The following is a 19,042-nucleotide window of genomic DNA, read 5'->3' as shown; positions in this document are numbered from 1 at the left end:
ACTTCGTGCTCTCAAAGAAAACTACTCCCCACTAGTCGGTAACTGATTTCTCAGTCCAACTAATGGGGAGCAGTTCAATATTGCGCCGGGGTTTCGGTGAATCCCCTTCACACTTTCTTGCAGACAAGGTGAATCGAATGGCAACTGAACTCCGCACCGACGGCCGGGTGCTCGAGAACTGGAATCCCGAGAACGAGGAGACCTGGGACTCGAAGATCGCCTGGCGCACGCTGTGGGTGTCCACCTTCGCGCTGACGATCGGCTTCTGCACCTGGTACCTGGTCTCCGCGATCGCACCGGTGCTCAACGACATCGGCTTCGACCTGACCAAGGGGCAGCTGTACTGGCTGACCGCCATCCCGGGCCTGGCCTGCGGCCTGTTCCGCCTGGTGTTCATGTTCCTGCCGCCGGTCATCGGCACCCGCAAGCTCGTGACGATGTCCTCGCTGCTGTTCCTGATCCCAATGTTCGGCTGGTTCTTCGCCGTGCGCGACACCTCCACCCCGTTCTGGTGGCTGCTCGTGCTGGCCTTCCTCGCCGGCATCGGCGGCGGCGTCTTCTCCGGCTTCATGCCCTCGACCGGATACTTCTTCCCGAAGCGCCTCTCCGGCACCGCGCTCGGCCTGCAGGCCGGCATCGGCAACCTGGGCATGTCGCTGATCCAGTTCGTCGGCCCCTGGGTCATGGGCTTCGGACTGCTGGGCCTGTCCTTCGTCGCCCCGCAGACCAACAACAGCGACGGCGGCACCATCTACGTGCACAACGCCGCGGCCGTCTTCATCCCGTGGGCGATCATCGCCGCCGTCCTGTCCTGGACCCTGCTCAAGGACGTGCCGGTCAAGGCGAACTTCCGCCAGCAGATCGACATCTTCGGCAACAAGAACACCTGGATCCTCACCATCGCCTACCTGATGGCCTTCGGCGCCTTCTCCGGCTTCTCCGCCCAGTTCGGCCTGCTGATCAACAACATCTACGGCCGTGAGTCCGCCTTCGCCGAGACCTTCGACCCGGCCACCCTGCCGGCCGGCGCGAGCTTCGCCTTCCTCGGGCCGCTCATCGGCGCCGGCGTGCGCGCCCTGTGGGGCCCGCTGTGCGACAAGTTCGGCGGCGCGATCTGGACCTTCATCGGCGGCGTCGGCATGACCGTGTGCACCGCCGGGGCCGCGCTCTTCCTCAACCCGTCCCACCCGGACCAGTTCTGGTGGTTCCTCGGCTTCATGCTCGGCATGTTCTTCTTCTCCGGCTTCGCCAACGCCGGCACGTTCAAGCAGATGCCGATGATCCTCCCGCCCCGCCAGTCCGGCGGCGTGATCGGCTGGACCGGCGCGATCGCCGCCTTCGGCCCCTTCATCGCCGGCATGCTCATCTCCTCGGTCGGCGCGCCCGGCTTCTTCTGGGGCTGCGTGGTCTTCTTCATCATCGCCACCACCCTGGTCTGGATCTACTACGCCCGCCCGAACGCCCCGTTCCCGGGCTGACCTCACCGGCACCCACTGCACCGGAAATCCCCGAGACCGCTCAAGGAAGTCATGAACACCTCCACCAAACAGTCCCGACCGGACGACGCGAACCCGCTGTTCAAGCTGGGCAGCTTCGTGCGCAAGGGCACCACCGGCTCGCACGGCCAGCAGCTCTTCCTCTCCGGGGGCCGCCAGGCCGACGTCTTCTACCGCAACCGCTGGGCCTTCGACAAGATGGTCCGCTCCACCCACGGCGTCAACTGCACCGGTTCCTGCTCCTGGAAGGTCTACGTCAAGGACGGCGTGATCACCTGGGAGTCGCAGGCGGTGGACTACCCCACCACCGGCTCCGAGATGCCGGACTACGAGCCGCGCGGCTGCCCGCGTGGCGCCTCCTTCTCCTGGTACACCTACTCGCCGACGCGCATCCGCCACGCCTACGCCCGCGGCGTGCTCGTCGACATGTACCGCGAGGCCAAGGAGCGCCTGGGCGACCCCGTGCTCGCCTGGCGCGAGATCCAGCAGGACCCGGACAAGCGCGCCGCCTACGTCTCCCAGCGCGGCAAGGGCGGCCTGATCCGCGTCTCCTACGAGGAGGCCATCGAGATGGCCGCCGCCGCGAACGTCTACACCATCCGCCAGTGGGGCCCGGACCGCATCGCCGGCTTCACCGTCATCCCCGCAATGTCGCAGGTCTCCTACGGCGCCGGCACCCGCTTCCTGGAGCTGATCGGCGGCGTGGCGCTGTCCTTCTACGACTGGTACGCGGACCTGCCGCCGGCCAGCCCGCAGACCTTCGGCGACCAGACCGACGTGCCCGAGTCCGGCGACTGGTACAACTCCAGCTACCTGATGATGTGGGGCTCCAACATCCCGGTGACCCGCACCCCGGACTCGCACTTCATGGTCGAGGCCCGCTACAAGGGCACCAAGGTCGTCGTGGTCTCCCCCGACTTCGCCGACAACACCAAGTTCGCCGACGAGTGGCTGCGCATCAACCCCGGCACCGACGGCGCCCTGGCCTTCGCCATGGGCCACGTCATCCTCAACGAGTTCCACGTCGGCCGGCGCGAGCCGTACTTCCTGGACTACATGCGCCGCTACACCGACGCGCCGTTCCTCGTCGAGCTCGACGACCACGGCGACGGCGCCTACACCCCGGGCAACTTCCTGACCGCCTCCGAGCTTGACGACGCCGCGCTGCGCGACAGTGCGAACAGCACTCACCGTCTGCTGGTGATGCAGGCCGACGGCTCGGCGGTCGACCCCGGCGGCACCATCGCCGACCGCTACGGCGAGGACGGCAAGGGCAAGTGGAACCTGCGCCTCGACGGCGTGGACCCGGTCATGTCCGTCGCCGACGTCGAGGCGGGCGACGAGTTCTCCGGCACCGCCGAGCTGCTGCTGCCCCGCTTCGACCTGCCGGCCTCGGACTCCACCGAGGGCCCGGTGGGCGCCGGCGTGGTCCACCGCGGTGTGCCCGTGCGCCGGGTCGCCGGCCGCCTGGTCACCACCGTCTACGACCTCATGCTCGCCCACTACGGCGTGCGCCGCGACGGCCTGGAGCTGCCCGGCCAGTGGCCGACCGGCTACGACGACGCCGACGAGGTGGGCACCCCGGCCTGGGCCGAGGAGCTCACCGGCGTGCCCGCCGCGGGTGCCATCCGTGTCGCCCGCGAGTTCGCCCAGAACGCGGTGGACTCCAAGGGCCGCTCCCAGATCATCATGGGCGCCGGCGTCAACCACTACTTCAACGCCGACAGCCACTACCGCACCTTCCTGGCGCTGACCTCGATGTGCGGCACCCAGGGCGTCAACGGCGGCGGCTGGGCCCACTACGTCGGCCAGGAGAAGCTGCGCCCGATGAACGGCTGGTCGCAGTACGCCTTCGGCCTGGACTGGTCGCGCCCGCCGCGGCAGATGATCACCACCGGCTTCTACTACATGACCACCTCGCAGTGGCGCTACGACTCCACCCGGGCCGACCGCCTGGCCTCCCCGCTGGCCGCCCACGGCACCGTCGGCGAGAAACTGACCTCGGACACCCTGGTCGAGTCGATGCGCCGCGGCTGGATGCCGAGCTACCCGCAGTTCAACCGCAACCCGCTGACCTTGGCCGACGACGCCGAGGCCGCGGGCATGGACGTCAAGGACTACATCGTCAGCCAGCTCGAGTCCGGCGAGATGGAGTTCGCCTGCCAGGACCCGGACAACCCGGTCAACTTCCCGCGCATCCTGCTCAACTGGCGCACCAACCTGATGGGCTCATCGGCCAAGGGCACCGAGTTCTTCCTGCGCCACATGCTCGGCGTGGACTCCGACGCCACCGCCGAGGAGCTCGGCCCCGACGAGCGCCCCACGACGATCCGCTGGCAGGACGAGGCGCCCAACGGCAAGCTCGACCTGATGATGACCACGGACTTCCGCACCACCTCGACGACGCTGGTCTCCGACATCGTCCTGCCGGCGGCGACGTGGTACGAGAAGAACGACCTGTCCAGCACGGACATGCACCCGTTCATCCACTCCTTCAACGCGGCGATCAACCCGCCGTGGGAGGCGCGCAGCGACTTCGAGGTCTTCCGCGACCTGGCCAAGGCGTTCTCCGGGATGGCCGTCAACTGGCTGGGCACCCAGCGCGACGTCGTCACCGCCCCGTTGGGCCACGACTCCCCCGACGAGCTGGCCAACGCCCACGGCGTGGTGCCGGACCTCGAGGAGACCGGCCTCATCCCGGGCAAGACGATGGCCAAGCTGGTGCCCGTCGAGCGCGACTACACCAAGATCCACGAGAAGTGGACCCACCTGGGCCCGCTGACCGGCAAGCTCGGCACGGGCGTGCACGGCACGTCCTATAACGTGGCCAAACAGGTCGAGGAGCTCAAGCTGATCAACTCGACCTCGGAGACCGCCTCGGCCGGCGAGCGCCCGCTGCTGGACACCGCCACCAAGGCCATCGAGGCGATCCTGCACCTGTCGGGTGTCTCCAACGGCGAGGTCGCCCTCGAGGGCTTCCGCAACCAGGGCGAACGCGTCGGCACCGACATGACCGTCGAGGTCGCCGGCGTCTCGGAGTCCCACATCAACTGGGACATGATCAAGGAGCGCCCCGCCGAGGTCATCTCCTCGCCGGAGTGGACCGGCTCGAAGAAGGACGGGCGGCGCTACACCGCCTTCTCGCTCAACCTCGAGTACGCCAAGCCCTGGCACACCCTCTCCGGGCGCATGCACTACTACCTGGACCACGACTGGTTCCAGGACTACGGCGAGGCGCTGCCGATCTACCGGCCGCCCTTCGACCACGTGCACATCAACGGCGAGATCGGCCCCGGCGAGGCCGGCACCGGCCCCGACGGCGGCCCCGAGGTCACCGTGCGCTACCTGACCCCGCACAACAAGTGGTCGATCCACTCGCAGTACTACGACAACCTGCACGTGCTGTCGATCTCGCGCGGCGGGCAGGTCATCTGGATGTCCAACGTCGACGCCGAGCGCATCGGGGTCAAGGACAACGACTGGATCGAGGCCTACAACCGCAACGGTGTCGTCTCCGCCCGCGCGATCGTCTCCCACCGCATCCCGGCGGGCACGGTCTACATGAACCACGCCCAGGAGCGCACCACGGGCACCCCGGTCAACGAGCGCACCGGCCGCCGCGGCGGCACGCACAACTCGCTGACCCGCATCATGATCAAACCCATCCACGTCGCCGGCGGTTACGGGCACCTGACCTACGGCTTCAACTACATCGGGCCCACCGGAAACAACCGCGACGAGGTCACCCGCATCCGTCGCCGCTCCCAGGAGGTTGAGTACTGATGAAGGTCATGGCACAGATCGCCATGGTGATGAACCTGGACAAGTGCATCGGCTGCCACACCTGCTCCGTGACCTGCAAGCAGGCCTGGACCAACCGTGAGGGCACCGAGTACATCTGGTTCAACAACGTCGAGACCCGGCCGGGCGTGGGCTACCCGCGCGGCTGGGAGGACCAGGACCGCTGGGAGGGCGGCTGGGAGCGCACCTCCTCGGGCAAGCTCAAGCCGCGCTCCGGCGGCCGGCTCAAGAAGCTGCTGACCATCTTCCACAACCCGAACCTGCCCACGATCGAGGGCTACTACGAGCCGTGGACCTACGAGTACGACAAGCTGCTCCAGGCCCCGGCCGGCCAGCGCACCCAGCCGACGGCCCGCCCGGTCTCCCAGCTCGACGGCCGGCCGATCGACAAGATCGAGTGGTCCTCCAACTGGGACGACAACCTGGGCGGCTCGACGGCCACCCTCGACGACGACCCGGTGCTCCACCAGATGAACCTGACGGTCAAGAAGGACATCGAGGACTCCTTCATGTTCTATCTGCCGCGCATCTGTGAGCACTGCCTGAACCCGACATGTGTCTCCTCGTGCCCCTCGGGCGCGATGTACAAGCGCACCGAGGACGGCATCGTCCTCGTCGACCAGGACCGCTGCCGCGGCTGGCGCATGTGCGTCTCCGGCTGCCCGTACAAGAAGGTCTACTTCAACCACAAGACCGGCAAGGCCGAGAAGTGCACGCTGTGCTACCCGCGCCTCGAGGTCGGCCAGCCGACCGTGTGCTCGGAGACCTGCGTGGGCCGCCTGCGCTACCTGGGCGTGCTGCTCTACGACGCCGACCGCGTCGCCGAGGCCGCCGCCACCAAGGACCCGCAGGACCTCTTCGAGGCGCAGAAGTCGCTCTTCCTGGACCCGCACGACGAGCGCGTGGTGGCCGCGGCGTACGAGGAGGGCATCCCGCCGTCCTGGATCACCGCCGCCCAGGAGTCGCCTATCTACGACCTGATCTTCCGCTACGGGCTGGCCCTGCCGCTGCACCCGGAGTTCCGCACCCTGCCGATGGTCTGGTACATCCCGCCGCTGTCGCCGGTCGTCGACCAGGTGACCGCCTCGGGCAACGACGGCGAGGACCACAAGGTGCTGCTCACCGCGCTGTCGACGATGCGCATCCCTCTGGAGTACCTGGCGGGCCTGTTCACCGCCGGCGACACCGCCCCGGTGGAGCTCTCGCTGCGCCGCCTGACCGCGATGCGCTCCTACATGCGCGACATCAACCTCGGCGGCGAGCCGAACGAGGATATCGCCGCGTCCGTCGGCATGACGGGCAAGGAGATCGAGAAGATGTACCGCCTGCTGGCCATCGCCAAGTACGACGACCGCTACGTCATCCCGACCGCCTCCCCGGAGTCGCCGCGCGGGATCACCTCGCTCGACCCCTTCGGCGACGCCGACCCGGGCGCCGGCCTCGGCGCGCCGGAGTCCTGCCGGCCGGGCAACGCCCCGCAGGTCCCGCTGGCCAGCTGGGCCCCCGGCGAGCGCCCCGACGCGATGTTCCCGCAGGGCAGGTGAGAAAAGTGAACCGCAGAACCTTCGCCGGCCAGGCCCCGCAGACCGTGGTTCCGGCCGTCGAGATGACCGAGGCGCAGCGGCGCACGCTGTTCATGGCCGTCTCCGTGCTGCTGGACTACCCCGGCGAGAACTTCACCGCCGTCCTCGACGCCACCGAGTCCGCGCTCGACGAGCTTCCCGACGCCGTCGTGGCCGAGCTCGGAGCGTTCCTCGCCGTCGCACGCGAGCGCGGCCGGCGCGGCATGGAGATCCACTACGTGGAGACCTTCGACCAGCGCCGCCGCTGCGCGCTGTACCTGTCCTACTACGCCGTCGGCGACACCCGCCAGCGCGGCTCGGCGATCGTCGCCTTCAAGCAGCAGCTGAAGGCCCTCGGCGTCGAGCAGGTCCGCGAGGAGCTGCCCGACCACATCTGCGTGGTCCTCGAGGCCGCCGCCCGCGCGGACGGCCCCGGCCACGCCGACGCCCTCGAGATCCTCGCGGCCCACCGCGAGGGGATCGAGGTACTGCGCACCGCCCTCGAGCACCAGGACTCGCCCTACGCGCACCTGGTGCGCGCGGTGTGCGCCGCGCTGCCGGAGATCGACGAGGACACCCGCGAGCGCTACCTCGACCTGATCCGTTCCGGTCCCCCGGCCGAAATGGTCGGCATCGAGACCCCGCTGCCGTTCCCGGGGGCCGGTACCCGATGAGAACCTCGACCGCACAATCCCCCGCACAGTCCCCCGCGAACCCGATGGAGAGGCACTGACACCATGGACACCTTCGAACTCTTCCTGTGGGTGGCCTACCCCTGGCTGGCCATCGCCGCCTTCGTGGTCGGCCTGATCTGGCGGTGGCGCTACGACCAGTTCGGCTGGACGAGCCACTCCTCCCAGATCTACGAGTCCCGCCTGCTGCGCATCACCTCGCCGCTGTTCCACTGGGGCATCGTCTTCGTCTTCCTCGGCCACGTGATGGGCCTGGCCTTCCCCAAGTCCTTCACCCGGGCCATCGGGATCTCCGACGGCGCCTACCACCTGATCGCCACGATCCCCGGCACGATCGCCGCCGCGATGGTCATCGTCGGCTTCCTCGGCCTGATCTACCGCCGCGTGGTCAAGCGCAGCGTCTTTTTGGCGACCTCGACCTCGGACAAGGTCATGTACGTCATCCTGGGCCTGGCGCTGTTCTCCGGCGCCGTGGCCACCGTCTCGCTGCAGGTCTTCGGCGGCCCGCACGGCTACGACTACCGCGAGACGATCTCGCCGTGGATCCGCCAGCTGCTCATCTTCAACCCGCAGCCCGAGCTGATGGCCGACGTGCCCTGGCAATTCAAGGTCCACGTCACCGCCGGCCTGACCCTGCTGGCGGCCTGGCCATTCACCCGCCTGGTGCACGCCTTCTCCGCCCCGATCGGCTACCTGACCCGCCCCTACGTCGTCTACCGCTCCCGTGACATCACCACCCAGCCGCTGCGCGCCTCGGTGGCCTGGGAGCCGGTGCGCTCCAACAAGAAGCAGCTCGACGACGAGGCCAAGTGGTCGGGGGCCTAAAGGTCCACCCCCGAACCCCTCCCCCGTGACCGCCCGGATCCGGGAAGTGTACGGATGTACACCCCCGTCCGGGCGGTCCTTTTACACGGCCCCACCCGTGCACGGTGAGCTGCGCCGACGGCGCCACGCGGCGCCGGCGCGGGCCGACGGGACGTCGTCAATCGAAGTACCAGCCACGAATAACCCCGCCAGAATCGGGTTCATCGTGTCTGAACAGCGCCGACAAGAGCTGTCATACTGGTGCCCGCATACCGGAATCGCGCTGAAAGGAAGCTTTTCCCGTGAAGAAGACCCTCGCAGCAATCTCCGTCGTCTCCGCCGCGGCGATCGTCCTGGCCGGCTGCTCGCCGTCCAACGAGAACGACTCCTCCGCCGAGGCCACCTCGAGCTCCGCCGCCGGCTCCAACACCGAGTCCCAGGCCGCCTCCGACCAGAACGTGGCCGTCGACCTGACCGTGCTCGCCGCCGCCTCGACCCGCGTCCTCAACGACGACCTCGACGCCCAGACCGCCGAGCTGGACACCCCGCTGAACCTCGAGTTCATCAACGGCGGCTCCTCCGGCCTGGTCCAGCAGCTGCAGGACGGCCACCCCGGTGACGTCTTCATCTCCGCCGACAAGAAAAACATGGACAAGGCCGTCGACGCCTCCGTGGCCTCCGACCCGGTCGAGATCGCGCAGAACTCCATGGTCATGGTCGTGCCGAAGGGCAACCCCGGCGACATCACCGGCGTCGACGACGGCTCCATGGCCGGCAAGAACGTCGTCCTGTGCGACGAGCAGGTCCCCTGCGGCAACGTCTCGAAGTCCATCCAGGACGACCTGGGCATCGACATCGAGGCCGTCTCGCTCGAGCAGTCCGTCTCCGACGTGCTGGGCAAGGTGACCTCCGGTGAGGCCGACGCCGGCTGGGTCTACCGCACCGACGCGCAGGCCGCCGGCGACGACGTCGAGGTCATCGAGATCCCCAAGGCCGAGGACCACGTCAACTCCCTCTACGCCGCGGTGACCACCAACTCCGAGAACCCGGAGGCCGCCCGCGAGCTCATCGAGCTGCTGACCTCCAAGGAATTTCCCGAGACCTGGGAGAAGTACGGCTTCACCCCCGTCTCCGAGTAAGAGGTGCGCGTGACACGCACTCCCACTGAGCAACCGCCCCCCGGGCCCGCAGGCGCCCGGGTGCCGGTTGCCCTGCTTCTGGTCGCCGTCATCGGCGTCGTCGTCATCGTCGGCCCTGTGCTCGCCCTCGGCGTGCGCGTGGACTGGTCGCAGTTCTGGCCCGTCCTCCAGGAGGACGACACCCGCGAGCTGCTCGCCGTGACGATCTACGCCGCCGTGCAGGCCACCGTGATCACGGTGCTGCTCGGCGTGCCGCTGGCGGTGTGGATCTCGTCCTCCGAACGCTTCGGCGCGCGTGTGGTGCGCCTGCTGGTCATGCTGCCGCTGGCGATGCCGCCGGTGGTCGCGGGCCTGGCGCTGACGGCCGCGGTGGGCCGGCACGGGCTGCTCGCCCCGGTGCTCGACGCCCTGGGCATCCAGTTCGCCTTCGCCTTCCCCGGCGTGGTGCTCGCCCACACCTTCGTCGCGCTGCCCTTCGTGATCGTCTCCGTCGACTCGGCGCTGCGCCAGATCGACCGCGAGATCCTCGCCTCAGCCGCCGGCGTGGGCATGCGCCCGCGCGAGATTCTCACCCGCATCACGCTGCCGGCCATCGCGCCGGCCGTGGCAACGGGCGCGGGGCTCGCCTTCGCCCGCTCGCTCGGCGAGTTCGGCACCACGCTGACCTTCGCGGGCTCCATGCCCGGCGAGACGCGCACCATGCCCATCGGCATCTACCTCGAGCGCGAGATCGACCAGGATCGCGCCTACGTGCTGGCCGCGGTGCTGATCATCCTCGCCGTGCTCGTGTTCCTCGCCGCGATGCTGCCCACGCTCTTCGCCCGCGAGCACACCCCGCGCCCGGCGACGATCACCGCCCTGGACACCGGGCGCATGCGCGAGCTGACCCGGCCGGCCTCCGGCGGCACCGGCGTGGAGATCACCACCCGCGGGGAGACCACCCACTTCCCCGCCGGCACCATCACCGCGCTGATCGGGCCGAACGGCTCGGGCAAGACCACCCTGGCGGGGCTGATCGCCGGGCGCCTGCGCGGCGCCGAGGTCCGCGTCGACGGCGAGCTTGTCGACGGGCCCGCCCGCGGCGACTTCGTGCCCGCCCAGCGCCGCGGCATCGTGCTGCTGACCCAGCGGCCCGGCCTGCCGCGCACCGCCACGGTGCGCCAGGCGGTCACCATGGCCACCCGCGACAAGGAGCTCTCCGGCGAGCTGCTCGAGGCCGCCGGGCTGGCGGACCTGGCCGACACCCCGGTGCCGGCGCTCTCCGGCGGGCAGGCCGCGCAGGTCGCCCTGGTCCGCGCCCTCGGCGCGCGCCCCGGCGTGCTCATCCTCGACGAGCCGATGGCCGCCATCGACGTCGACTCCACCGCCCGCTGGCGCCGCCTGCTGCGCGCCACCGGCGGTGACCGCACCACGATCATGGTCACCCACGACCCCGTCGACCTGGCCGGGCTCTCCGAGCGCGTGGCCGTGATGCAGTCCGGGCGCACCGTCGCCGAGGTACCCACCGGCGAGCTCTTCGCCCTGCCGCCCACGGACTTCGCCGCGCGCCTGGCCGGCGTCAACCGCCTCGAGGGCACGGTGACAATTTCCGACGCCGCGTCGGTCACCGTCGACGTCGCCGGCCAGGAAGTCGTGGGCTCGCCGTCCGAGGACGCCCCGGTCCCGGCCGGGGGCACAGCCCCCGGCACGCCGGCCGTGGTGACCTTCGCCCCGACGGCGGTCACGCTCGTGCGGAGCGCGGGCGCCGCCGACGTGGGCGCCGGTGCGGGCGCCGACGGTGACGGGACCGGCGAGGCCGGGCGACGGGACGTCGGCAATCGGGCCCCCGAGGTGCTCTCGGCGCGCAACCGCTGGTCCGGCACCGTGCTCACGCTCGACTCCACCCCGGCCGACGCCGGCGCGGGCGCCAACGTTATCGTCACCGTGGGCCTCGCCGAGGGCGTGCAGCTGACCACCCCGGTCACCACAGCCGCGGCCGTCGAGCTGGGCCTGGAGTCCGGCGTCGCGGTCGACTGCCTGGTCAAGGCCACCGCGGTGACGGTGCACCCCCGGCTCACACCTGAGCCCGGCACCGATAACGTCTAGTTGATACCTTCATGGGGACCCGAAAGGAGCCCCTGTGAAGAACATTCTGCGCAGCGCCGCCGCGGTCGCCGCGGCGGCGCTCAGTGCCACCACCCTCACCGTCGCCGCCTCGCCCGCCGGCGCCCAGACCGCCGGCGCGAACTGGGGCGAGTGCCCCGTGCGCGTCGACCAGCCCGGCGCCGAGTGCGGCACCGTCGAGGTGCCCGTCGACCACGCCAACCCCGGCGGGGAGAAGATGCAGGTCAGCCTCGTGCGCCTGCCCGCCGGCGGCGAGAAGCGCGGCACCGTCTTCACCAACCCCGGTGGCCCGGGCGTGGACGCCATGGGCGCCTACGGCTCCACCCAGGGCATGGTCCTGCCCTCCCAGCTGCGCGAGCACTACGACGTGGTCGCCGTCCAGCCGCGCGGGCTCTCCGGCTCCCGGGCGCTGACCTGCAGCGAGAACGCCTCGGCGGACCCGGTCGCGCAGACGGTCAACGCCGGCGGGGCCGTGCGCGCCGCCTGCGAGGCCACCCCCCCGCTTCCCGCAGCAGGTGACCACCGAGAACACCGCCGGTGACTGGGAGGCGGTGCGCGCGGCGCTCGGCGAGGAGCGCATCAACATCGTCGGCGTCTCCTACGGCACGCTGCTCGGCTCCGTCTACGCCTCGAAGTACCCCGAGCGCGTGGACAAGCTGGTGCTCGACTCCGGCTTCAACCGCGAGACCATGTGGGCTCCGCTGATTGTCAGCCAGAAGTCCGGCTACGAGCGCTCGCTGCATGAGTTCTTCGGCTGGGTCGCCGCCAACGATGAGACCTACCACCTCGGCGACACCCCGCTGAAGGCCTACCAGGCCTGGTCGGTGGCTGTCACGGCCGAGGCCGGCACCAACCCGACCGTCGCCCCGCCGGCCGCACAGGTCGGCGACGTTCCCGCCGGCTTCGAGTGGGCCGGCCAGTCCGCCGCGGACCTGATGACCGCCGCCGGCCTGCAGCGCGTGCAGCTCGAGGGCCTGGCCTCCCAGGCGGCCAACCCGGGCGCCAACCAGGCCACCTCCGAGCTGCTTCTGACAACCCGCCTGCTCGTGCCCGCCCCGGCCGCCTGGGACATGCTGGCCCGGACGATCAACGGCACCCTCGACCCGGCCGAGGCCGCGGGCGCGGCCGACCAGATGGACGCGCAGACCAAGGACCGTGCGCTGGCCGAGGCCGCCGAGGTCGAGGAGTCCTTCGCCTACATGCAGAACGTGATGATCTGCAACGAGTCTGAGGCCCCGGTCAACCCGCTCATGTGGCCCGAGGCCCTGTGGTACTCGCTGGTCACCGGGGACATCTTCGCCTCCCCGGCCGCGCTCTTCGGATCGGGTGCGTACTGCGCCGGGGCGCCGGCGACCACGAAGGTCCGCCCGCTCGACGGCTCGAAGCTTCAGCACCGTCCCCTGCAGCTGCAGGCCACCGGCGACCCGCAGACCGTCTACGGCAACTTCGACAACATGGCCGGGCAGATGAACAGCCAGGTCGTCACCGTGCGCGGCTCCGGCCACGGGCAGTTCGGCACCGGCAACCCGGCCGCCGACGAGCTGGTCATGCACTACCTGGAGACCGGCGAGGCCACCGCCTCGGAGATCCAGGGCATCGACCCCTCCGCCCCGCAGGTCAACTAGCCGCGGTTAGGCCGCACGGGCGGGCGGTGCTAAACTGTCTCCCGTTGCCCGGCGGCTGACCGCCGGGCGGATGCCCCCGTAGCTCAGTGGATAGAGCGCCGGTTTCCGGTACCGAAGGTCGCAGGTTCGACTCCTGTCGGGGGCACGGTAACGCCGCAGGTCATAAGGCCTGCGGCGTTTTTCGTGCGCGTGGAGAGGGGCGGAAAGGAGGGCGCCCGGCTAGTCCCGCCAGCTTAGTCCCGCCGGCGCCACCAGTCGAGCAGCTCGGTGCCGCGGTCCTCGGGGAAGGCGACCCCCGAGCGCGCGCAACAGTCCAGGCAGAGGCACTCGAGCTTCGCGGCCAGCCGCAGCGCCTGGCCCAGGTCCGCGGTGTGCGTCTCCGAGGGGTAGTCGCGCTCCATACCCAGGCGCGCGGCGGCGAGCCAGCCGGCCAGGCGCGCCGAGGCACCCGCGCTCGAGGCGTCGGCCACCTCGGTTGCGCTCCCGCCGGCGCCCGCGCCGGCGTCCGCGGCCTCGGTGCCGGAACCGCCCTCGGCGGGCTGCGCGGCGTCGTCAATCTCCCGGGAGCGCAGGTGTTCGATCAGGGGGTAGGCGGCCAGCAGGTGGCGGCGCTCGTCCTTGGTCACGCCCTCGGCGTCGAGGCGGTGCTCGGCGGCGGCGTGCTCCTTGGCCTCCAGCGCGCCGAGCGGCAGGCCCTCGGCGGCGAGCACCTCGGCGACGACGGGCAGCAGGTCCGCGAGCTGCTCGCGGGCGCTGAGCCCGAACCAGGCGTCGGTGAGCACGACCTCGGCGAGCACGGCGCGCTCGTGGCCGGCCCGTGCCGGCACGAAGGCGGGCTCGGCCAGGCGCCGGCCGAGCACGGTGCGCCGCCCCTCCCCCGCGACCTCGCGGTCCTCGCGCGCGGCCACGCCCACGCCCGGAAGCCCGGCGATCAGGTTGTCCACCGCGGCGTCGGCGGCGACGGGCTCGATCGTGGTGTCCGGCGCGGTGCCCTGGCCCAGCGAGGTGGTCTGGCGCTCGTCGTAGACCAGCTCGACGGAGCCCTGCGGGCCGGGCAGCGCCGAGGGCCGCGCGCCGCGCGATGGCGCGCGCCCCAGCTCCCGCCACCGCGCCCGGGTGTGCACGTGGCTGGCGTCGGGGTCCTGGACGATGAGTACCGCGGCCGTCGGCAGGGGCAGCTGCCTTAGGCAGGCCAGCCCGGAGAGGATCGAACGGGCCTCGGGCGCGCCGGCGTCGGGCAGCTCGCGGGCCGCGGCGTCGAGGATCGACTCCGGGGCCGGGTGGGTGTGGAGTTCAGAGAAGTTTTGCGGGGCGTTCATGCCCGTCACGCTAGTGCAGCGCAGGTCATTCGTCGCGCCGAACCGATCAGGCGGCGCGCATGCCCCGCCGGGGAGCTTGCCGACGCCGCGCGTGCCCCACCCCGGCGCGTCACGTACGCGTGCGAAATGGCGCGCGCCACCGGACAACGCTGGTAGTGTCGGCGGTCACAGTAAGCGACTAACGACCATTCGTCCGGAGGAGCCATGGCCGACAACCCCATCACCAGCCCCGCAGACTTCTACGACGTCTTCGCGGACGTCACCGGGGGCGACCTCGAGGCGTGGCGGCGCGCCGCCGAGTTCGGCGCCGCGGCCCGCGACCGCGTCAACGCCGCCTGGGAGACCGCCGACTACCCGCTCGACCTCGTGCGCGAGGCCGCGGCGGCCGGGCTGATGACCGACGGCATCGAGATCCCCGGCCAACCGTCCTACTCCGCGCTCGGGCGCTCCCTGATCGTCATGGAGGTCGCCCGCTGCGACGCCTCGCTGTCCACCGCCATCGCCGTGCAGGCGGGCCTGGCCATGCGCTCGATCGCCAACTGCGGCTCCGAGGAGCAGAAGGCGACGTGGCTGCCGGCCATGGCCACCTGCGACAAGCTCGGCGCCTTCGCGCTGACCGAGCCCGACCACGGCTCGGACTCGGTGGCCCTGGAGACCTCCGCGTGCCGCGAAGGCGACGAATGGGTGATCAACGGGGCCAAGAAGTGGATCGGCCACGGCTCCGTCGGCGACGTCTCCATCATCTGGGCGCGCACCGACGACGGCGAGGTCGGCGGCTTCCTCGTCGACCAGACCGCCGAGGGCTACTCCGCCGAAACCATCAACGGCAAAGGCTCGCTGCGCGGCATCCCCCAGGCTCTCATCACGCTGACCGACGTGCGCGTGCCCGACTCCGCCCGCCTGCCCGGCGCGCGCAGCTTCCGCGACACCGCGGGAGTGCTGACCGGCACCCGCTGCTCGGTGGCCTGGGCGGCCCTCGGCATCGCGCTCGACTGCTTCGAGAAGGCCCTGGCCCACGTCCAGGAGCGCGAGCAGTTCGGCCGGGAGCTCGCCGGCTTCCAGATCATCCAGCAGCGCCTCTCCGACATGCTCCAGGACCTGGTCGCCATGGCGCTCTACTGCCGGCGCCTGGCCGACCTCGAGGAGGCCGGCACCCTCTCGCCCAAGCAGGCCTCCCTGGCCAAGGTGCACAACACCCGGGCGGCCCGGCGCATCGCCGCGAACGCCCGCGACATGCTCGGCGGCGTGGGCATCCTGCTGGACAACCACGTCATGCGCCACATGGCCGATCTCGAGGCGCTGCACACCTACGAGGGCACCGACACCATCCAGTCGCTGATCGTCGGCAAGGCGCTCACCGGTGTCAGCGCCTACCGCTGAGCGCGCGCCGGACACCGCGCGCACCGCCGAGCCCGCGCCCCGCACCCGAGCCTTCACCCGACCGCCCCTGACCCCGTACCGGCAACCGCATCCGGCGCCCAAGGAGCAACGATGAGCACGTCCCAGACCGTCCGCCCCGTCGAGTGGCTCACCGACAATGTCCGCGACCTCGACGTCCCCGACGACGAGACCGTCTTCGACCTCGTCTTCGGGGGCATCGCCGACGATGAGCGCGACAACCCCGCCATCACCGACGTCGCCACCGGCCAGACACTCACCCTCGGCGAGTTCCGCGACCGCGTCGAGGCACTCGCCGGCGCCCTGGCCGCCCGCGGGGTCGGCGTCGGCGACGTCGTCGGCCTGCAGGCGCCCAACGGCATCGCCTACGCCCTGGCCTTCCACGGCATCATGCGCGCCGGGGCCACCATCACCCCGATCGGCGCGCTGGCCACCGCCAAGGACGTCGAGTTCCAGCTGCGCGACTCCGGCGCCGGCAGCCTGCTTCTACATCGACAAGCTCGGCCCCGCGGGCGCCGAGGGCGCCGAGCGCGCCGGAGTCTCGATGACCGTCGCGCTCGACGACCCGACCGAGGGGCTGGAGGCGCTGCTGACCGAGGGCCGGCCCGCCCCCGTAATCGACATCGACCCGCTCACCCACCTCGCCGCGCTGCCCTACTCCTCCGGCACCACCGGCCGGCCCAAGGGCGTGCGGCTGAGCCACCACAACCTGACCTCGAACATCCGCCAGACCGTCGCGATGCTGAGCCTGAACGGCCTGCGCCCGGGCTGGACCGTGATGGGCCCGCTGCCGTTCTTCCACATCTACGGGATGAACTCGATGCTCAACACCATCGTCGCGGCGCGCTGCCACCTTCTGACCATGCCGAAGTTCGACCTGCACCTCTTCCTCGAGGCGCACCAGAAGTGCGGCGTGCAGTACACCTACGTCGCCCCGCCGATCATGGTCGGGCTGGCCAAGCACCCCGCCGTCGACGAGTTCGACCTCTCCTCGCTCGAGTTCATGCTCTCCGGGGCGGCGCCGCTCGACGAGGAGCTGGCCGACGCCGTGGCGAAGCGCATCGGCTGCGACGTCATCCAGGACTACGGCATGACCGAGACCAGCCCGCTGGCCACCGCGCACGTGCGCGGCCGGGGCGACATCGGGTCCATCGGCACGCCGGCGCCCAACACCGAGGCCAAGCTGGTCGACCTGCTCGACCCGGACCTCGCAGAGATCCCCGTGCCCGAGCCCGGCGACCAGCAGGCCGAAGGCGTGCCCGAGGGCCACTCCCGCGACGGCGAGCTGTGGATCCGCGGGCCGCAGGTCATGCTCGGCTACCACGACAACGAGGAGGCCACCGCCGGGGCTCGCACCCCGGACGGCTGGCTGCGCACCGGCGACATCGCCCGCTACAACGCCAACGGCAGGCTCCTCATCGTCGACCGGGCCAAGGAGCTGATCAAGTACAAGGGCTACCAGGTCGCCCCCGCCGAACTGGAGGCGATGCTGCTGACCCACGACTCGGTGGCCGACTCCGCGGTCGTGCCGTGGCGCCGCCCCGAGGACGGCGAGGAGGTCCCCCGGGCCTTCATCGTGGTCAAGGAGGGCCACGAGCTCGGCGAGGAGGAGCTGAAGGACTGGGTCGCCGAGCGGGTGGCACCCTACAAGAAGATCCGCCGCATCGACTTCATCGAGCAGATCCCGAAGTCGGTCTCCGGCAAGATCCTGCGCCACGAGCTGCGCGACCGCTGAGCCGGCGCCGGTGGCGCGGGGAGGCCCGGGCCCCGCGCGCGCCGGGCGTCGGCCGGGCCTAACCGAAGTCGGGGCGGCGGCGCTCGCGGAAGGCCGCCACGCCCTCGCGGTGTCCCTCGGAGGTCAGAAGGCGCGGCTGGACCTTCGCCTCCACGGCCAGCTGCTCGTCGAGGCCTGCCAGGGTCGCGCCGTTGATGAGGGCCTTGACCTCGGCGAGAGCCTCGCGCGGCGAGCCGGCGAGCACGCCGGCGACCAGCTCGCGGGCGGCGGAGAGGGCACGGCCGTCCTCGACGACCTCCGCGACCAGCCCCGCGGCGGCGGCCTCCTCGGCGGGGAGCCGCGACTGAGTCAGCGCGAGCTGCATGGCCCGGGCGCGACCCAGGGAGGCGGCCACCGTCAGACACGCCGCACCGTCGGGCACCAGGCCGATGCGCCCGAAGGGCAGGGTGAAAAAGCCACTCTCACCGGCGACGATGAGGTCGCAGGCCAGTGCGAGCGAGGCGCCGATGCCGGCGGCCGCGCCCTCGACGGCGGCGACGACGGGCACCGGGCAAGCGGTGACCGCGCGGATCATCGCGGTGGCGTTGGCCATCGGGGCGCCGTCGGCGTCGTCCCCTGCGGCGAGCGCCTCGGCGACCTCGGATGCGCCGTCGACCACGTCGGCGCCCGCGCAGAACGCGGGGCCGGTGCCGGTGAGCACCACGGCGCGCACCGCGGCGTCGGCACCCGCCCGCTCGACCGCCTGCGCGAGCTCCAGGAACTCGGCGTGGGTCAGGGCGTTGCGCCGCTTCGGCTTGTCGATGGTCACCACGGCCACGTTGCCGTCGGTCTCGCTGATGATCGTCGTCATGGGGCCACTCACCGTCTTTCCCTTGGATCGGTCTCCGGTCAAGGGGCGACCGGATGCGTCGCGTGTGGGTCCAAGGTATCGGGCGAGGGTGCACCACCGCAGCGTTTTCGGTGATCTGGCTCACTCGGCGCCGCACACGGCACCGGGTGTCGCCGTGCGCCGCACACGGCACCGGGTGTCGCCGTTCGCCACGCACGGCACCGGACGCCGCCGACCCGACCTCAGTCCTCCGGCATGATCAGCCAGGCGAGCAGGTAGAAGATGACCTGCGGGCCGGGCAGCAGCACGGAGGCGACGAAGGCCAGGCGCACCAGCCCGGGGTCCCAACCGTAGGTCTCGGCGATGCCGCCGCACACGCCGCCGATCCAGCGGTCCGTGATCGAGCGGTGCAGCCGCCGGCGAATCAGCGGCTCGGCGTTCGCGCCGTAGACGGCGGTGTCCTCGGCGGCGGGCGGGATGTAGGTCTGGGCGGTCATGGGGGCTCCTCTCGGGCGGCCGGGGCGGTCTCTCCGTCCCGT

The 19,042-nt window shown here is 71.0% G+C and carries 13 protein-coding genes, 1 tRNA gene and 1 pseudogene; 12 read left to right on the top strand and 3 right to left on the bottom strand.

Translation table 11 applies throughout. The annotated features are described in order from the left end of the window. Positions 1 to 137 precede the first annotated feature (137 nt). From QP119_RS01080 to QP119_RS01035, 10 genes are all read left to right on the top strand, one after another. Positions 138 to 1,478: a nitrate/nitrite transporter gene (locus QP119_RS01080; RefSeq protein ID WP_284773044.1), complete on the top strand. Its 1,341-nt coding sequence runs from the start codon at positions 138 to 140 to the stop codon at positions 1,476 to 1,478. A gap of 51 nt (positions 1,479 to 1,529) precedes the next feature. Then, positions 1,530 to 5,279: a nitrate reductase subunit alpha gene (locus QP119_RS01075; protein ID WP_284773043.1), complete on the top strand. Its 3,750-nt coding sequence runs from the start codon at positions 1,530 to 1,532 to the stop codon at positions 5,277 to 5,279. Beyond that, positions 5,279 to 6,841, top strand: a complete 1,563-nt coding sequence (narH, locus tag QP119_RS01070) for a nitrate reductase subunit beta (protein ID WP_284773042.1) — start codon at positions 5,279 to 5,281, stop codon at positions 6,839 to 6,841. Before QP119_RS01075 ends, narH begins: the two co-directional genes overlap by 1 nt. 62 nt (positions 6,842 to 6,903) lie before the next feature. Next, positions 6,904 to 7,533, top strand: a complete 630-nt coding sequence (narJ, locus tag QP119_RS01065; RefSeq protein WP_284773071.1) for a nitrate reductase molybdenum cofactor assembly chaperone — start codon at positions 6,904 to 6,906, stop codon at positions 7,531 to 7,533. A gap of 63 nt (positions 7,534 to 7,596) precedes the next feature. Beyond that, positions 7,597 to 8,376, top strand: a complete 780-nt coding sequence (gene narI / locus QP119_RS01060) for a respiratory nitrate reductase subunit gamma (protein WP_284773041.1) — start codon at positions 7,597 to 7,599, stop codon at positions 8,374 to 8,376. Positions 8,377 to 8,708: 332 nt separating this feature from the next. Then, complete coding sequence (modA, locus tag QP119_RS01055) at positions 8,709 to 9,494, top strand: molybdate ABC transporter substrate-binding protein (protein WP_423777736.1); 786 nt, start codon at positions 8,709 to 8,711, stop codon at positions 9,492 to 9,494. A 60-nt stretch (positions 9,495 to 9,554) separates the two neighbouring features. Then, positions 9,555 to 11,579, top strand: a complete 2,025-nt coding sequence (locus tag QP119_RS01050; RefSeq protein WP_284773036.1) for an ATP-binding cassette domain-containing protein — start codon at positions 9,555 to 9,557, stop codon at positions 11,577 to 11,579. A 34-nt stretch (positions 11,580 to 11,613) separates the two neighbouring features. Continuing rightward, entirely contained in the window at positions 11,614 to 12,138 is a 525-nt protein-coding gene (locus QP119_RS01045) for a hypothetical protein (RefSeq protein ID WP_284773035.1), read from the top strand. Then, positions 12,113 to 13,222: an alpha/beta fold hydrolase gene (locus tag QP119_RS01040; protein ID WP_284773034.1), complete on the top strand. Its 1,110-nt coding sequence runs from the start codon at positions 12,113 to 12,115 to the stop codon at positions 13,220 to 13,222. The genes QP119_RS01045 and QP119_RS01040 overlap by 26 nt, the downstream gene beginning before the upstream one ends. A 72-nt stretch (positions 13,223 to 13,294) precedes the next feature. Then, positions 13,295 to 13,367: transfer RNA gene (locus QP119_RS01035), tRNA-Arg, on the top strand. 88 nt (positions 13,368 to 13,455) lie between these two features. On the opposite strand, the gene QP119_RS01030 is transcribed toward QP119_RS01035, so the two are convergent. Then, positions 13,456 to 14,541 (bottom strand): hypothetical protein, encoded by a 1,086-nt coding sequence (locus QP119_RS01030; RefSeq protein WP_284773032.1) that lies wholly within the window; start codon positions 14,539 to 14,541, stop codon positions 13,456 to 13,458. Between the two features lie 204 nt (positions 14,542 to 14,745). Between QP119_RS01030 and QP119_RS01025 the strand changes: the two genes are divergently transcribed. After that, positions 14,746 to 15,921 (top strand): acyl-CoA dehydrogenase family protein, encoded by a 1,176-nt coding sequence (locus QP119_RS01025; RefSeq protein ID WP_284773030.1) that lies wholly within the window; start codon positions 14,746 to 14,748, stop codon positions 15,919 to 15,921. 111 nt (positions 15,922 to 16,032) lie between these two features. Further along, a pseudogene (locus tag QP119_RS01020) lies at positions 16,033 to 17,674 on the top strand (AMP-binding protein). Between the two features lie 58 nt (positions 17,675 to 17,732). Here QP119_RS01020 and QP119_RS01015 read toward each other — a convergent pair. Beyond that, a complete protein-coding gene (locus tag QP119_RS01015) occupies positions 17,733 to 18,524 on the bottom strand; it encodes an enoyl-CoA hydratase-related protein (RefSeq protein WP_284773029.1) in 792 nt (263 codons plus the stop codon). Positions 18,525 to 18,745: 221 nt separating this feature from the next. Then, the gene (locus tag QP119_RS01010) at positions 18,746 to 19,000 is read right to left on the bottom strand and encodes a PspC domain-containing protein (protein WP_284773028.1); all 255 of its coding nucleotides are present in this window, start codon (positions 18,998 to 19,000) and stop codon (positions 18,746 to 18,748) included. Between the last annotated feature and the right edge of the window lie 42 nt (positions 19,001 to 19,042).

The sequence above is a fragment of the Corynebacterium frankenforstense genome (genome assembly GCF_030211955.1).
Lineage (GTDB): Bacteria > Actinomycetota > Actinomycetes > Mycobacteriales > Mycobacteriaceae > Corynebacterium > Corynebacterium frankenforstense_A.
Note: the sequence above shows the minus strand (reverse complement) of the source record. Positions and strands in the feature narration are given on the sequence as shown.

Excerpts from the sequence above, each read along its gene's own strand:
- QP119_RS01080 (WP_284773044.1), top strand. The coding sequence starts at position 138 with ATGGCAACTGAACTCCGCACCGACGGCCGGGTGCTCGAGAACTGGAAT.
- QP119_RS01075 (WP_284773043.1), top strand. The coding sequence starts at position 1,530 with ATGAACACCTCCACCAAACAGTCCCGACCGGACGACGCGAACCCGCTG.
- narH (WP_284773042.1), top strand. The coding sequence starts at position 5,279 with ATGAAGGTCATGGCACAGATCGCCATGGTGATGAACCTGGACAAGTGC.
- narJ (WP_284773071.1), top strand. The coding sequence starts at position 6,904 with ATGACCGAGGCGCAGCGGCGCACGCTGTTCATGGCCGTCTCCGTGCTG.
- narI (WP_284773041.1), top strand. The coding sequence starts at position 7,597 with ATGGACACCTTCGAACTCTTCCTGTGGGTGGCCTACCCCTGGCTGGCC.
- QP119_RS01030 (WP_284773032.1), bottom strand. The coding sequence starts at position 14,541 with ATGAACGCCCCGCAAAACTTCTCTGAACTCCACACCCACCCGGCCCCG.
- QP119_RS01025 (WP_284773030.1), top strand. The coding sequence starts at position 14,746 with ATGGCCGACAACCCCATCACCAGCCCCGCAGACTTCTACGACGTCTTC.
- QP119_RS01015 (WP_284773029.1), bottom strand. The coding sequence starts at position 18,524 with ATGACGACGATCATCAGCGAGACCGACGGCAACGTGGCCGTGGTGACC.
- QP119_RS01010 (WP_284773028.1), bottom strand. The coding sequence starts at position 19,000 with ATGACCGCCCAGACCTACATCCCGCCCGCCGCCGAGGACACCGCCGTC.